We start from the raw sequence: 15,521 nt of genomic DNA, 5'->3' as shown, positions 1-15,521 counted from the left end.
CTCTCGGCTCGAATGTTTTCTGTTTCTCGCTCTGTATCTCCCTAGAGGTTTGATGTGTTGGTAGGCTTGTTAAAAGACAATCTCGTTCGTCGATCAGTTCGTAAGCCAGTAGACGGGAGAGATTCTTTCCCTTCTACCGCGTGTGGGTCATGTCAACCGGCATACTCACGAAACCATAAAAAGCTTCTTTCCGCCTTATGGTCAATCGTGGTCTACGGTATATCGGCCTTCTTCGGTATCAAGAGGGTGGGCCACTGGTTAGGCTCTATCCCGTATATTCCGATTTCCTCCACGCAATTTCCGCGAAAGATGTTTAATCCCCCCACCATGTTTGACTACACCAAATTCAACGAAGGTGACAAAGAGGGGTTTTGGGATCGTCCCACGCCTTCTCCTGTGACCTTTCATCATGTTCTTTCGATCGCAGATGGATCTGCCGACCGTGATGGGTTCGTGTATGACGTCTCTGGCCTGCCTGTCTTCGATGCCTGTCATCCTCTGAGGCAGAGAACGAAGTATCAAAGACGGAAGTGGCGGGACTGTATTGCTGTCGACTATAGAAAACGGCAGGCGCAGCCTCGACATTACCAGGGACGGATGGCCGTTTTGACGTCGGAACAACAGCACATGTATTCGCATTGGTTATTTGATGTACTGCCCAGGCTTGCCAAGTTGCGAGAGTGTGAAGAGCGTGTCGAGCATTATTTTTTGCAATATTCTCGATCGTTTCAAATCGAGTCCATTGAGGCATTGGGGTTTATCGATACGCAGTGTCTCGTTAACTGCGACCACATTCCTTGGGCAAGTAGTGATCAGATGGTCATCCCCTGTCATCAGGTCTTGTTTGGTTATCATTATCCGCGATGGGTGTGCGATTGGCTGCGCCGTACGTTTTTGCCCACGGGAGGGACGCGTTCGAAGCCAAGACGGAAAATCTACGTATCCCGTTCTTTGGCCGGGAGACGGAAGGTGGTGAATGAAGAAGAGATTTTTTCGTTTCTAGCGCCTCAAGGGTTTAGGTTCTGTCATCTTGAGCAGCTGTCCTTGGCCGAGCAAATTACCTTATTTCATGAGGCAGAGATCGTCGTGGGGCCACATGGGTCTGGCTTCGCGAATCTCGTGTTCTGCGACCCTGGCACTCGAGTCATTGAGCTTTTCCCCTCTCGTGCGACTGATGCCTATTTCCGCTTGTGCGTGGATATGGGGCTCAACTACACATGCGTGAAAACGCGTGATGTGATTCAACGTTCCCGCGTCAGCGACGACTTTTCGATTCATGTTGAGGATCTTCGTAGAGCACTCAAGAAAGATTGATCAAATCCCTGTCCCCTATTTATCTAATCGGCTCCGTTCGATTACAATAGCTTCCGATTGCTAGTGTCGTCCATGGACAAATGATTCCTGACGGGTGTTTTGCTTCTGAAGTATTCCGAGGTCTAATAAAGAGAGCTCACATCGCCGCGTAAAGAAGGTACGCGCTTGCCTTTCTTGTCGACCGTCCTGTCGCAATCCATCTCATTGGGTTCCATGTCCTCCACCCTCTTAAACGAGTGTCGACCTGATCGAATCAAACAGGACAGGGTCGGTTGTCACGATCATAGTGACCAGATGATGAAAAACTTGGTGTTCGGGTTGGTATTGGTGGCGATGAGCCTCGTGGTTGTTTGGGGTTTGGCAGAAGTCTACGTACGAGGCACTCAGACTCATGTCGATAATTTTGATATTGAAATGTGGCGGTACGCTCAAGACATGAAGCGTGTGAGTTCAATACCGGGTATGGGACATGAACATGTTCCGAACGTGTCAGGGACCTATATGAGTGTGCCGGTCACGATCAATTCCGTTGGATGGCGAGACCAGGACTACAGTCTTGAAAAACCCAAGGATACGGTTCGAATCATGATGCTTGGCGACTCAGTCACGTTTGGCTGGGGCGCGCCGCCAGAGGGCGTGACATCCATGGTGCTGGAGTCGCTGTTGAATCAGGACGGAACATCTCGTCGCTATGAAGTGCTGAACACCGGGATCGGGAATTCCAACACGGCGATGCAAACGGCCTATTTTCTCAATGAGGGATTCCGGTTTCAACCCGACATTGTCGTGCTCAATTACTTTATCAATGATGCCGAACCCACGCCGTCCCGTTCTCAGAGCTTTTTGGTCGAACATTCCTATGCCATGGTGTTTTTAGCGGGTCGTTTCGATGTCTTGATGCGCAGCTATTTTGGCAGGGGGGATTGGCTCAGCTATTACCGGGGTCTTTACGATGAGGATCAGCCTGGGTGGTTGGCTGCCCGGGAGGCGATTCGTCAACTGGTGAAATTTTGTGAACAACATGATATGAAGTTTTTGATCGTGAATTACCCTGAACTGCATCAAGTCTCACCCTATCCGTTTCAACACGTGACGGATCTGCTTGCCTCCGAAGCCAGTCGTTACGACACGCCATTTATCGATCTCTTATCAACCGTCCAGCAGGAAAACCCTCGGACATTATGGGTGACGCCGACTGACGCACATCCCAATAGCAAAGCGGGAACATTGTTCGCTCAAGGCCTTCAACGGGCATTGGCCGAGCATTTTCCCGAGTATTTTAGCCGTTGACTGTCCCACGATCTGTCGTGTTCATGAAAAACAAGACTACGATACTGAATGCCGCGTTGGTCATCTTCACGGTCCTTTTCATGGTTGTTGTGGGGGAGGCCTTTCTCCGCGTGTACTTCTTTAGAACGCTGGCTCAGCCCTTTTCCACACTTCCGGTCACGGTGCCTCATCCGACCAGAACCATCGCCTATGCTCCTCATGCTGTCGGACGACATCAAGAATTGGACTTTAATGTTCCGATTGAGATCAACGCGCAGGGACTGAGAGGTACAGACATTGGCCCCAAAGATCACCGCCAACGTATTCTTTTCGTGGCCGATTCCACGACGTTTGGCAGTGGGGTTCCTGTTGAACAGATCCTGCCCACACTCTTGGCGAAAGAACTCGGGGAAGATCAGGTCGATATTATCAATGGCGGATTTGCGACATACAATACAGTTCAGGAACTCTTGTTCTTGGAAGAAGAAGGCTTATCCTATCAGCCTGACCTGGTCGTGCTGGCTTTCAGTCCGAATACCGATATTCAAACGAATACGTTGGCCCTCCAGCAGCTTCATCAGAAGAAGAAGGTCCGGGCATATGCGTACCTGGATGACGCAGGGCAGTTACAACTCGATCTTCGGTATGTAAAGGCGTTTTACGAAAAGCAGAAAGATCGTTCGTCGGAAGATCACCTCAAACCCTATTTTAAGCGTCATGTCCTGTATCGGTTGGGAAAATTGTTGGTGAAGAGCTTTCAAACTTCAGCGTTTCACGACCCGAACATTTTTATTGGATGGCCGTTTCTGGCCGAGTTCGCTCCTGAGTATTCAACTCGCGGGATGACAAAAGAAGACTATCGCCAACTTTGGGACGATGGTTGGGCGGTGACGCAAGCGTTGATACTGCGGATGCGAGATGAATCGGTGGCGCAAGGAGCGAAGTTTGCTATGATGGTGATGGCGCCAAAATTACAAGTTGAAGAGGAGTATCAGCAAAAGGTCCGTGAAGTCTATCCGGGTTTGAAGCTCGACCTGACTCGTATTAACCGGATAATTGAGCAATTTGGACATGAAGCCCATATTCCGGTCCTTGATGCGTTGACTCCACTCGTTCAAGCTGAACAGGCGGGAGAAACTGATCTGTATTTTCATATAGAAGATGAGCATATGACGGCCAAAGCTCACAAGATCGTCGCTGAATCGCTCGCCCAACAGCTACGGGAACAAGGACTGGTCAGCGCGCAATAAATGAAAGATAACATAGGGCATTCGATATCATGTTTTTTGTTCTTTGGCCATGGCTGGATGGTGCCCGAAAGCCTGCTTAGATCAATTCCACGGGTCGTCGACAAGTCCAAATCCTCCCACGTATGAGCTTACTGCTTGCGTTTGGTCGAGCCTATCCCTGGGCGAGCTTCCTCACTCTCCTTTCGTTGTTGATTGCCGGAATCATGGAAGGGTTAAGTTTATCCACCCTTCTTCCACTCTTGAGTACCGCGATTAACAGTCAGTCTTCTCAGTCAAGTGGTGGGGGCCAGGGACAAGTGGCAACCGAAGCTGGGCCAGGGCAGTTAATCCTGGATGGCTTGACTCGAATGGGATTCTCCCCTTCCCTGGGTGCCCTTCTCGTGGTCATTGTATTCGGCATTTTGCTCAAGAATGTGTTTCTCTTGTTAGCCAACCGGCAAGTCGGCTATACGATGGCGCATGTTGCCACGGATCAACGGTTGGCGCTTCTCCGGGCGCTCTTGAATACGAAATGGGAATACTACGTGCGGCAGCCCGCTGGAACGCTGGTCAATGCCGTCGCGACTGAAGCCCAACGATCCGCCAGTGCCTATCATTTCGCGGCCAATGTTACCGCGGTGTCAATCCAGGTGTTTGTGTATACTTGTGTGGCGTTTTTAGTCTCGTGGAAAGTCACCTTAACCGCGATCAGCGCGAGTCTGTGCCTCCTATTCGTCCTCAATAAGTTAATCAGGATAGCCAAGCGGGCTGGCCGAAGACAAACCAAACTGTTGAAGTCTTTGCTTTCCGTGATGACTGATAGTCTTCGTTCAGTGAAGCCTTTGAAAGCCATGGCGCGGGAGGCGCTTTTCAGTTCTCTCTTAGAATCAGAGACGAAAAAATTAAACAAAGCCATTCGACGGCAAGTCATGAGTCGAGAAGCCCTACGAGCTTCTCAAGAACCGATGCTGACGATTCTCGTCGCGATTGGGTTGTATGTCGCATTGGTCAAATGGGAAATGCCGTTTGCCACGGTCATGGTTCTGGTTTTGTTGTTAGCGCAAATGCTCAGCCGACTCGGAAAAGTGCAACGCCAGTACCAGGAGATGGTGGTGTTTGAAAGCGCTTATTGGTCCTTGCGCGACACGATCGAACAGGCAGAGCGCGCGCGTGAAAATACGTCTGGAATCCAGACGCCGACGCTTGACGATTGCCTCCGGGTTGAGCACGTGACGTTTGCCTATGACAAGCGAACGATTTTTGAGGATTTGTCTCTGACGATTCCTGCCGGGTATTTCACGTCTATCGTTGGCCCGTCGGGAGTAGGCAAAACAACCGTCGTGGATTTAGCCATCGGGTTGATTCGACCTCAGAGGGGAGAGGTGCTGCTTGATGATCAGCCATTGAGCCAGATTGATCTCAGGGCATGGAGGAAGATGATCGGTTATGTTCCGCAAGAAACATTACTCCTGCACGATTCCGTCTACCGGAACGTGACGTTAGGAGATCCAGATTTACAAGACCAAGACGTTGAATATGCGCTACGTGCAGCGGGGGCTTGGGCATTCGTTCAAGATTTGCCGGAAGGTGCCCATAGTTCGGTCGGGGAGCATGGCAGTCGTCTTTCTGGCGGGCAAAGGCAGCGAATCGCCATTGCTCGAGCTTTAGCTCAGCGACCCAAGCTCCTGATCTTAGATGAAGCGACGAGCGCTCTCGATTCGGAAACCGAAGCGGCGATCTGCCAAACCTTGCGGGATCTTCGGGGGGGGATGACGATTCTTGCCATATCGCATCAAACGGGCTTAATTGAAGCGGCCGATCGAGTATACCGCTTAGAGCATGGGGCAGCGGCGATCGTGGTGGATCGGTCGTCCGCGGAGCCACGCTCGTCTCCACTGTAGAGAAATTGTTTCTGGCAACACCTGACCATACCTGTCTGGTCTATGTCGTCAAGCTGAGTCATTTTAAGAGAACCCATGCAACCGACCATGTCCGACCATCGCAAGCTTCGTGTCCTGCTTCTGGTCGATTCGTTGTATTGGGCGACCGGGAATTTTGCCAGGCACGTTGTAACGGACAATCCACGTATCGAGGCGATCATCGCATCGCAATACATGGTCAGACAGTTTCTGTGGCGATTTGGACGATTTCCTCTATCGTTTGATGTTGTCCACTTCTTGAACACCAAGACGATGGAGCCATTTTGCGGTCGCGTGCCTGTCGCGGTGACGCTTCATCATGTCGATTCGAGTACGCATGTCCGGTTTCTCGATGATGCGGATGCCATTATGACGGTATCTGGGCAATGGCAGCACTATGTATTAGATCGAGGTTTTCCAAAGGAGAAAGTCAGTGTAGTCCCTTTTGCCGTCGACCACCAGGCGTTTCATCCAGCCACACGGCTTGAGCGCGGCGATACTCGACGCATGCTGAAAATTCCTGATGATGCGGTGGTGATAGGATTCTCTGGCAGACGCACGAGTGATAATGACGGAAGAAAGGGCATGGATTGTTTAGTGAGCGGGCTCAAAAAGATGCAGAAGAGGTGCGCGAATCTGGTGGCTTTAATCGTTGGTCCAGGATGGAAGGCTCTGGTTCGACGATTGAATCAAGAACAGATTCATTCGGTTCATATTCCCTACCAACTCGATCATGGGAGTGTGGCGAGGTCATATAGAGCGCTTGATGTCTATTGGGTCACGTCTCGCGTCGAAGGAGGTCCTGTCCCGCTTCTTGAAGCGATGGCCAGTGGCATTCCATGTCTGTCAACGCCGGTTGGAGCGGCGTTGGATTTAGTAGAGCATGGACAAAACGGATGGATCGTCCCTTTTGATCGTCCCGATCTCTTTGTTGACAGGACGTTGGAACTCATAGGTAATCGAGCACTTGGACAACAAATAGGTCAAGCGGCACGAGCGACGGTCATTCAAGAACGATCATGGGAGCACACGAAAGAACGTTTGAGCCAATTGTATGAGCGGGCAATCGCAAATTTTCGGGGCCGGCGAACAAATTCAGTCCCCTGTGAGTTCGTGCAAGAAACGTCTTCCTGGGGATTGAAGCCAGTCTCGACGGAACTGTCCGGATGTTTTGATGAATTTGGACCAAACGTGAAACACTGGGTCAAGGCGTGTGAATATGTCCGCGGGGCTAAAATGTTGTTCCGGCTAGATGAGTGGTCATGGGCCCTGAAGTTGTTAGGGCGAGCATTGAAAGCAGCCCCAAGTGATGCCAACATGTGGAGGCAAACAAGTTGGATGCTGGCGCGTGAAGGTCGAAAAAAAATTAGACGAGTGATAAAAGGGGATACAGGCCTTAAGAAAGCTAAAACAGTCAATTTGTCTAATGGCTAATATTGGATCGTAATATCTAATTTCGTCGTGCCATCCACGACGTGAAATGTCACATCGTGAAATTCAGGTGCAGCTAGAAACAATTCTGGATTATTCGAAAAACCGACACCTTCTTTGGGAATTCCGATCCAATTTCGGTCTAATTTCTTATTGCTGTTTTCGTCGTGATGTACGACAATGGCATAGATGCCGGGTTGCGGGGCTTGTAGGCAGACGATGGTAACAGGCTGGTTGACTGATTCCCGTTTTGAATCGAGCTTTTTCCCCGTGACAAGAAATTCCTCTGGATTCTCTCCATAGAGTTTTGCCTTGATCGACCCCTGTGCATTGCGAAGTCCATGTACGTGAATCAGGATGGGATATGCGGATCTGACACAGTTGTCTGAGGGGGCCGCAGCCGACGCCTCGTTAAGAGCCGGTAGCGTTAAGTTGGATAACGAGAAAAAAACGAACAAGATCAGAGAAAAGGATCGCCGGCACAATGTCTTAGTCAAACTGTGAATGGCTTGATCGTGTGGCATGGCGATTGTGAGCTTCCATGTGTTACGTGGCTTCTTGTTTCTCGATCAACGAATGGATGCCTGTTGACATCATTGTTCAAGATCTTTACGTTCATAACCTTCATGTATGACTATTGGCTTTCAAACCCGAGTTTCTAGCATTTTATCCAATTTGGTCGACCATGCACTACTTAAATGCGGAGATGCTTGAGAGCCTTCCCTCCCGAGCCTTTCAACAACAGACGCCCTATCCATGGATTAATCCCTATGGCATGTTGTATGAAGATCGCTATCGCTCATTGCTGGAGACGTTGCCGGAGCAAGCGATATTTACCTCGACGTTTGGGCGAGCGAGAAAATATGGGCAAAAAAGTCACGATCGATATACACTCAAGTATCGAAAAGATTTATCTTTGGCAAGGCCTTGGGCAGAATTCATACAGGAACTTCAAGGTCAAAAATATGGAAACTTCTTAAAGACCTTTTTCCAGTGTCGGTCATTTGAGTTGGACTTTTTTTGGTTTTACACTCCCAATGGCTGTTCGATTTCTCCTCACTGTGACCATAAGAACAAGATTGGTGCCCATTTGTTCTACATGAATACGGAGCAGGATTGGAGCCCAGAGTGGGGAGGAGAAACACTTATTCTTGATGATGGCGGGAAACTTGAACGAAAGTCAGCTCCAAGTTTTGATGAATTTTCTTCAACTATCCCCTCCAAGGCGATCGGAAATTATAGCTTGTTGTTTGCTCGAACCGAGAATTCGTGGCATGGCATGAAGGAAATTCGGTGTCCGGAAAATCGGATGCGAAGAGTCTTTATGGTAGCCATTAAACGACATAACCCATTAGAACAACTCTCTCGTTTTTTCGGTTTGAGCAAGAAACCTGTCGAAGAGTATTAAATGAATGCTTGCTGAAGGATCATTACGTTCGTTCTTCTTCGGCACTACTGAATCGATCAAAGTCTTCGGCACGACCCATCAACACTAGCACATCACCTTTTTCGATGACTTCATCTGGGGAAGGTGTGAAATGAAATGACTCTCCGACCATCATTCGTCCCTTCACCATACGCGTCACCTGTTTTTTGATGCCAATGATGTTTAGATTGTGTTGTTCACGAATTTTAGACTCGCCGATGCTCAGTCCAGACAGTTGATCTGAAACGGACACTTCTTCGATACTGTATCCGGGAGCCAGTTCGAGGTATTCCAAGACGTTAGGCGAAACTAAGCGATGGGCAAGACGGATCGCGGTATCCCGCTCCGGGTAAATCACCTCATTGACGCCGAGGTTCTTTAAGATTTTTCCTTGGATGGGAGCGACGGCTTTCGCGACGATCGATTGGACGCCCATCTCTTTTAAGGTTTGAACGATCAGGATGCTGGCTTCAATATTTTCCCCGATGCTGACCACCGCCACATCGACATTCTGGGCACTCACGGCTTTCAGCGCGCGTTCATCCGTCGCATCGCATTGAACGGCAAATGTCGCGATGTCGCTGATTGCCTGGATCTTTTCCTCATCCCGGTCGATGGCTAAGACTTCGCAGCCTTTATTGATGAGGGTTTCGGCAACGCTGTACCCGAATCGTCCCAGACCGATTACGGCAAAAAATCGTTTCATCGATTACTCCATCTCAGTGCAATCTCTATGGGTGTTGGTGTGTGGGATGCTTGCTAGATCACGTTTGTCTGATGTCGGGCGTCGTTCGCTCGGATGATTTCATGAATGAACTAAGGATATCGATTGGGAGAGGGAAAAGTATAGTAGAATTCTTGTCACCGGCAATACTCATCATGGTTTCTAAGTATCGGAGCTGAATGGCTGCAGGGTTTTGCGAGAGCACGTTCGCAGCATCCGCCAGACGTTGTGATGCTTGGTATTCGCCCTCCGCATGGATGACTTTTGATCGGCGTTCCCGTTCCGCTTCCGCTTGTCGCGCGATGGCTCGTTGCATTTCGTGTGGAAGATCGACGTTCTTGACTTCCACTGCCGTCACCTTTATCCCCCAAGGCTCGGTGGCCTGATCGATAATGCGCTGGAGGTCGGCATTGATTTCATCGCGTTTGGACAGTAAGTCATCGAGTTGACTCTGACCAAGTACGCTCCGCAAGGTCGTTTGCGCGATCATGGAAGTCGCATAATAGTAATCTTCGACGTCAACGATGGCTTTTTGGGCTTCTACCACCCGAAAGTAGATGACCGCATTGACCTTGACCGAGACATTGTCTTTGGTAATGACATCCTGCGGGGGAACATCCATCGTTACGGTTCGAAGACTGACGCGGACGAGTTTATCGATGAACGGAAGAATGATGATAACGCCTGGCCCATGGCCGCCTATGATGCCGCTCGCAAGGCGTCCAAATCGAAAAATGACGGCTCGCTCATATTCCCGGAGCACGTAAAAGCCTTTGGTGACCAAGGCTATGAAACCGATCAACAGCAATACATACGATGGATTCACCATAACCTCCATGATTAGACAGTGGGATGAGTTGGAGCCGTGGGTTTGACATGCAGGGTTAACCCATCTATACCGGTGACTTCAAGGGGATCGCCAGCTCGAAGAGGGGCCTCACTGATCGCCTCCCAGAGTTCCCCGTGGACAAAAATTTGACCACTGGGGAGCAGGTCCGTTTTAGCTGATCCCGTCATGCCAATCAATCCTTCGGACCCGGTGACCGTCCGTCTCTTGAGCGATTTCAGGCTGAATGTGACGATGAGGAGAATAAATCCTGTCAAGAGCGTCACCATGGGAATAATGATGGACCAGGAGAGTTGGTAAAACGGATAGCCTTCCTTAATAAGCATCAAGGACCCTAGGATAAGGGCGGTAACCCCGCCGATGGCTAACAGCCCAAAACTCGTGACCATCACTTCTAACATCAACATGACGAGACCAAGGATGAGAAGCAACACCCCTGCATAATTCACTGGCAACGTTTGCAGCGAATAAAAGGCGAGGATCAGGCTAATGGCGCCGACCACCCCTGGAAGGATGGCTCCAGGATTATACAGTTCGGCGATCATTCCGATCGTGCCGATGGTCATGAGAATATACGCAATATTGGGGTCGCTTAATGCCTTGAGTACTTCCAGCCGCCAGGACATGGGGATGTGCTGTATTCGGGCGTTCGTCGTATGTAACGTGACCGGTTGCGAGTTGATGGAGGTTGTTTTTCCATCCAACTGATGGAGCAGGTTCTGTACGCTCTCTGACACGACATCAATCAGTCCTAATCGCAAAGCTTCCTGAGCAGGAACAGAGACGCTCTTGCGAACGGCATTTTCCGCCCATTCGATGTTGCGTCCTCGACGCTCGGCGATCGAGACGATATATGCGACTGCATCGTTTTCGACTTTTTCTTTCATGACCTCATCCATCTCCCCGCCTCCCATGGCGACTGGGTGCGCGGCTCCTATATTCGTACCTGGGGCCATTGCCGCGAAAGGAGCGGCGAGGGTCAAAAAGACCCCTGCCGATGCGGCTCGCCCGCCGGAGGGAGCGACATAGACCGCGACGGGGATTGAGGATTGGTTGATGTCTTTCACCATAAGACGCATGGAAGTGTCCAATCCTCCAGGAGTGTCAAGTTGAAAGATGAGTAATGCGGCCTGCTTATCTGCAGCCTCTAGAAGGACTTCTTGAAGATATTCAACAGCGACGGGATTAATCACGCCTTCATAGCTGGCCGTAATCACGAGCGGAGTTTTGGCGTGGGCGGTTGGATGATAGCCTGCCGTGAAACCAAGGCAGAGCAAGTACGTTACCAGGACTAAGAGACGAGGATTTCTCAGGGGTGAAGAAAATGGTTGGTGTAATGGTGAAGCAAGCATGAGGCTCCTGCAGTGAGGGCCCATCTAATTGGATATTACGTTTCATTCTGAATCGTGTCAAGGAATGAGCCGAAGTGGATGACACGGCAGGTGGAAAATCTAAGATGAATTTAGACGATGCGATGAGTGAACAACAAGATAGGCCACTTGCGTTCCCCTCAAAAGAGTGGGTGCGCAATAGATGGAACGCTTGTTAGAATGCCGCCACGATGAAACGTCTTCAAGCTGGCCAAAGAATCCATTTAGTCGATAAAAAAGACCGGCATTATGCCTTGACCTTGAAGGCCGGTGATGTATTCCAAATCAGTGGAGAGAAAATCGCTCATGATGAACTCATTGGCAAGCCTGATGGAACGATGGTTCAGCTTTCAACAGGAAAGCCGATGGTCGCCATCTATCCTACCTTGGCCGAGTATTCGGTCAAGATGCCAAGAGGCGCGCAAGTTATTTATCCAAAAGATTTGGCCATGATCACCATTTGGGCTGATGTCTATCCAGGGGCTAGGGTCTTGGAGGCAGGCGTCGGATCAGGTTCATTAACGATGGCGTTGCTGCGAGCCGTTGGTGAGAAGGGACGTGTCGTGAGTTATGAGGTTCGAGAGGATTTTGCCAAAACCGCGATGAAAAATATCCAGCGATACATGGGTGATGTGCCCCAATTTACGCTCAGACAGGACAATATCTTCGAGGGCATCAAAGAGGAAGATGTTCAGGAGGGACCGTTTGACCGTGTGGTGCTTGATCTTTCCGAGCCATGGCAAGTCGTCCCACATGCGGCCCAGGGATTACGGAGCGGGGGGCTGTATTTAAGCTTTGTTCCGACCATCCCGCAAGTCATGCAAACCGTACAGGCTCTGGAAAACACCCAAGAGTTTGGGATGATCGACACGTTTGAGACATTGTTGCGGACATGGAATATCAAAGGACGGAGTGTGCGGCCGGATCATCGCATGGTCGCCCATTCGGGGTTTATAACGGTGGCTCGAAAGATCGAGAAGGGCGTCTGTGAGTTAAGGGAGCTACGGGCGGATGAGCCCGAAACGCTGATCATGGAGGATCAACAGTCAGATGGTGAGTGGGTATAACGTCTGTATCACGCGTATTGCGCTGAGAGTATCGAGTGTATGGACACGAAAGGCAAAACGATCCTTATCGTGGATGACGATGAGGACATACGAGAATTGGTGGAGATCACGCTTGAAGATTCCAAGTATCGTCTGCTGACGGCAGAAGATGGGGAAGCCGGACTTGCCGCAATCTATGAGTATCAACCAGATCTGGTCATCTTGGATTGGGTTATGCCCAAACTTGATGGCTTGACCGTTCTTCGTCAGCTTCGAAAGAATTCTTTTACGACAGGAATTCCGGTTTTGCTCCTCACGAGTGAAGATGACACGGAGCACCAGGCGGAACTCCGAACGCTCGGCATCTTTGCCTATCTGCAGAAACCGTTTAGCCCCTTAGAACTCATTCATACCGTCGAGAAAGCCCTCGCGGGATGAAGCCCTCCGATCCGAAAAAGCCGCATCCGCATCAAGGCTCTGTTCCGGATGATCCTTCCTTCGCACACGACCTCGCCACGCAACGTCAATTGGCCGCTTCTCGATCGCAGCTCACGCAGTACGCGATCGACCTGAAAACATTACTGAGGCGAGAAGCCAAGAGGACTAGGCAAATCGAACGGGTCAATCAACAACTCAAGGCCTACGCCCGTGACCTGAAAAAATCCTATGACGCGGAACAACAAAAAAATCGTGAATTAGAGCAGGCTTATGCCGAAACCATCGTTCGCTTGTCATTGGCTTCCCGCTATAAAGATGAGGAAACGGGAGGGCATATAGAACGATTGAGCCATTATGCAAAACGGCTCGCACTTGCGATCGGATGGCCGATGGAAGAGGCTGAACAATTGTATGCCGCAGCCCCGATGCACGATGTCGGAAAAATTGGCATTCCGGACGCCGTCTTGGGGAAACAAGGTCCATTAGAAGAGGAAGAATGGGAAATGGTCAAACAGCATCCCAGCCTCGGAGCCAGTCTCTTAGCCGGTTCCTCGTCGCCTTTATTAATCATGGCTCGGGAGGTGGCGATCACTCACCATGAACGATGGGATGGCAGCGGTTACCCTTATGGATTACAAGGAGAGGCAATCCCTTTGGCGGGTCGTATCGTGATGTTGGCCGATCATTATGATGCGCTGCGTAGCCGGCGCCCGTACAAGCTGGCGTTTTCGCACAAGAAGACCTGCGATGTGATGTTGAACGGAAACGATCGAACCAAGCCCTCTCACTTTGATCCGCGATTGCTCGAAGCCTTTCGAGAAATGCACACCGAGTTTGACCAGATTTATTCCAGAGTCATGGAAGAAACTCACGACCTTGCGCTGTAAAATCTAAGGAACGGTGTGTCCCTCATCGGTATCTCTGTTCCTCATCTGTCTCACGTCACGTTCTCGAAGGCCTGTATCTTTTTTGACTTATCTAGGGTGATCAACTTCAAATCCAGCGGCTTGCCATGCATTCATGCTGCCTTCAACGTTATAGACATGTTTGTAGCCGATTTTTGTTAACGTGTCAGCCGCGATGTTACTTCGGTGCCCTGATTGACAATAGACGACAATATGGTCATCGAAGTCAGCCCCAAGGTCTCGATAACGCTGCGGTAATTCGCGATAGTCGATGTTAAAATCAGTTCCAGGAATAAAGCCTTCCTGATGTTCTTCGGGTGTCCGTACATCAACTAAAATGAAGCCTTTTTGAGAGGGATGCTGAGCCTTGTCAAGTCCAGCCTTCAATTGTTGGACACTTAAGTCATAATGTTTGGCCGCCATACTGACATGACTGAGCCCAAAGAGAAGAAAGATAATTGTCAGGCTTCTCATGAGATGTTTGATTTGCATTATATGACGTCTCCTTGGTAAGTCGTTCCACTGCGGAATCATGATTCAACCGTCACGTTGATATTGTCACGAGCTGACACCCGGACAATAAACAATCACGGTTCCCCTTAAAAAATCTTATGCCGTTATGAGTACGTTGGTCAAGTTTGTGAGTATCGGGGTGTGCATGTGCCTGACGGGTTGTGGGGCGGGCGTAATGCTTCATCCGGAAGGTCAGCAGGGAGGAGTCGCGCAATACCTTTACCAAGCACATCATGGGCATCTGGGGTCGCCCAATCGAACAGAAGCGTTCCATCAGATCAGTCGATATTGTCTGCGTTCTTACACGATTATCAAGGAAGGGCCGACACGGGGCCGAAAACGTGTCGTCGAGGGGATTGCCGGGTCTGACGTGATTACCGAAACCTGGTGGGGAATTCGGTTTCGATGTGAGTAGAGAAAAAGGCCTCCCTTGTCTGTTCGTGATTCATCAGTCGCAAAAAACTGTCTTGCAGTTTTTGGACAAACACGTGTGATGATTCACGAGCGAGGCATTCGACTTCCGGACTTGAGGTCGTCCAACGTGAGGAGGCTCAGTAATTGAAGGCCTTGTTCCTGAAGGCGTTGATGGCCATCATTTTCTGAACGATCGACGATCACCAGTGCATGCGTCACAACCAATCCGGACTCGCGTGCGGCATGGGTTGCTTGAATTAATGAACCGCCAGTCGTCATCACGTCGTCGACGATGATCGCCTGTTCTCCCTGGGCAAATGTGCCTTCGATGAGCTTCCCGAGCCCATGATCTTTGGCTTGTTTTCTCACGACAAACGTTCGCCACTCACGACTAGGACTTGCGGTAAAGCCATACGCGGAAATACCGGTCGCTAGTGGAATGGCTCCGATCTCTAACCCGCCAATCACGTCAAAGGTCAAGGGGCGGAGCCGTTCGTAGGCCAGTGCAGCCACAAGGTGACGTGGACCGGGATGAGATAATACAATACGGCAGTCGACGTAATAGGGGCTCGTCAATCCACTCGCCAGGCGAAATCCCGTGGTTTTATCCCACTGAAAAGCATTCGTGGAATGAAAGGCCTGGATTAGATCGTGTTGAGACATGGAGAACACCTTT

At 50.2% G+C, this 15,521-nt stretch carries 16 protein-coding genes; 10 read left to right on the top strand and 6 right to left on the bottom strand.

The features are described 5' to 3' along the window. Positions 1-246: 246 nt before the first annotated feature. From MRJ96_16925 to MRJ96_16905, 5 genes are all read left to right on the top strand, one after another. On the top strand, positions 247-1,314 hold the full coding sequence (locus MRJ96_16925) for a glycosyltransferase family 61 protein (protein ID MDR4503129.1): 1,068 nt from the start codon (positions 247-249) through the stop codon (positions 1,312-1,314). Positions 1,315-1,608: 294 nt separating this feature from the next. Continuing rightward, entirely contained in the window at positions 1,609-2,604 is a 996-nt protein-coding gene (locus tag MRJ96_16920; protein MDR4503128.1) for a GDSL-type esterase/lipase family protein, read from the top strand. A gap of 23 nt (positions 2,605-2,627) precedes the next feature. Then, complete coding sequence (locus MRJ96_16915; protein ID MDR4503127.1) at positions 2,628-3,833, top strand: hypothetical protein; 1,206 nt, start codon at positions 2,628-2,630, stop codon at positions 3,831-3,833. A gap of 122 nt (positions 3,834-3,955) precedes the next feature. Further along, a complete protein-coding gene (locus MRJ96_16910) occupies positions 3,956-5,713 on the top strand; it encodes an ABC transporter ATP-binding protein/permease (GenBank protein MDR4503126.1) in 1,758 nt (585 codons plus the stop codon). Between the two features lie 75 nt (positions 5,714-5,788). Next, entirely contained in the window at positions 5,789-7,165 is a 1,377-nt protein-coding gene (locus MRJ96_16905; GenBank protein MDR4503125.1) for a glycosyltransferase family 4 protein, read from the top strand. Here the strand turns inward: MRJ96_16905 and MRJ96_16900 are convergent. After that, a complete protein-coding gene (locus tag MRJ96_16900) occupies positions 7,162-7,686 on the bottom strand; it encodes a DUF2141 domain-containing protein (GenBank protein MDR4503124.1) in 525 nt (174 codons plus the stop codon). The genes MRJ96_16905 and MRJ96_16900 overlap by 4 nt on opposite strands. A gap of 161 nt (positions 7,687-7,847) precedes the next feature. Here MRJ96_16900 and MRJ96_16895 point away from each other — a divergent pair, with 161 nt between their 5' ends. Continuing rightward, on the top strand, positions 7,848-8,570 hold the full coding sequence (locus tag MRJ96_16895) for a hypothetical protein (GenBank protein MDR4503123.1): 723 nt from the start codon (positions 7,848-7,850) through the stop codon (positions 8,568-8,570). Between the two features lie 22 nt (positions 8,571-8,592). On the opposite strand, the gene MRJ96_16890 is transcribed toward MRJ96_16895, so the two are convergent. From MRJ96_16890 to MRJ96_16880, 3 genes are read right to left on the bottom strand one after another with little or no spacing between them, the layout of a single operon-like run. Continuing rightward, the gene (locus MRJ96_16890) at positions 8,593-9,294 is read right to left on the bottom strand and encodes a TrkA family potassium uptake protein (protein MDR4503122.1); all 702 of its coding nucleotides are present in this window, start codon (positions 9,292-9,294) and stop codon (positions 8,593-8,595) included. 58 nt (positions 9,295-9,352) lie between these two features. Beyond that, a complete protein-coding gene (locus MRJ96_16885) occupies positions 9,353-10,141 on the bottom strand; it encodes a slipin family protein (protein ID MDR4503121.1) in 789 nt (262 codons plus the stop codon). Between the two features lie 11 nt (positions 10,142-10,152). Further along, the gene (locus MRJ96_16880; GenBank protein ID MDR4503120.1) at positions 10,153-11,511 is read right to left on the bottom strand and encodes a nodulation protein NfeD; all 1,359 of its coding nucleotides are present in this window, start codon (positions 11,509-11,511) and stop codon (positions 10,153-10,155) included. A gap of 209 nt (positions 11,512-11,720) precedes the next feature. On the opposite strand from MRJ96_16880, the gene MRJ96_16875 reads away from it, so the two are divergent. Genes MRJ96_16875 through MRJ96_16865 form a run of 3 tightly spaced genes read left to right on the top strand, consistent with a single transcriptional unit; the run spans position 11,721 to position 13,900 of the window. Beyond that, on the top strand, positions 11,721-12,596 hold the full coding sequence (locus tag MRJ96_16875; protein MDR4503119.1) for a tRNA (adenine-N1)-methyltransferase: 876 nt from the start codon (positions 11,721-11,723) through the stop codon (positions 12,594-12,596). Between the two features lie 39 nt (positions 12,597-12,635). Beyond that, on the top strand, positions 12,636-13,013 hold the full coding sequence (locus tag MRJ96_16870) for a response regulator (protein ID MDR4503118.1): 378 nt from the start codon (positions 12,636-12,638) through the stop codon (positions 13,011-13,013). Beyond that, complete coding sequence (locus tag MRJ96_16865; GenBank protein MDR4503117.1) at positions 13,010-13,900, top strand: HD domain-containing protein; 891 nt, start codon at positions 13,010-13,012, stop codon at positions 13,898-13,900. The genes MRJ96_16870 and MRJ96_16865 overlap by 4 nt, the downstream gene beginning before the upstream one ends. An 87-nt stretch (positions 13,901-13,987) precedes the next feature. Here the strand turns inward: MRJ96_16865 and MRJ96_16860 are convergent, their stop codons facing one another. Beyond that, on the bottom strand, positions 13,988-14,410 hold the full coding sequence (locus MRJ96_16860; GenBank protein ID MDR4503116.1) for a rhodanese-like domain-containing protein: 423 nt from the start codon (positions 14,408-14,410) through the stop codon (positions 13,988-13,990). Between the two features lie 127 nt (positions 14,411-14,537). Here MRJ96_16860 and MRJ96_16855 point away from each other — a divergent pair, with 127 nt between their 5' ends. Next, positions 14,538-14,846 carry a hypothetical protein gene (locus MRJ96_16855; protein MDR4503115.1) on the top strand — a complete coding sequence of 103 codons (309 nt, stop codon included), beginning with the start codon at positions 14,538-14,540 and terminating at the stop codon, positions 14,844-14,846. Positions 14,847-14,929: 83 nt separating this feature from the next. Here the strand turns inward: MRJ96_16855 and pyrE are convergent, their stop codons facing one another. Beyond that, on the bottom strand, positions 14,930-15,508 hold the full coding sequence (gene pyrE / locus MRJ96_16850) for an orotate phosphoribosyltransferase (GenBank protein ID MDR4503114.1): 579 nt from the start codon (positions 15,506-15,508) through the stop codon (positions 14,930-14,932). Positions 15,509-15,521 lie beyond the last annotated feature (13 nt).

This window comes from Nitrospirales bacterium (genome assembly GCA_031315865.1).
Classification (GTDB): Bacteria; Nitrospirota; Nitrospiria; order Nitrospirales; family UBA8639; genus JAGQKC01.
The sequence above is the reverse complement of the archived record's forward strand: the minus strand, read 5'-3'. Positions and strand labels throughout refer to the sequence as shown.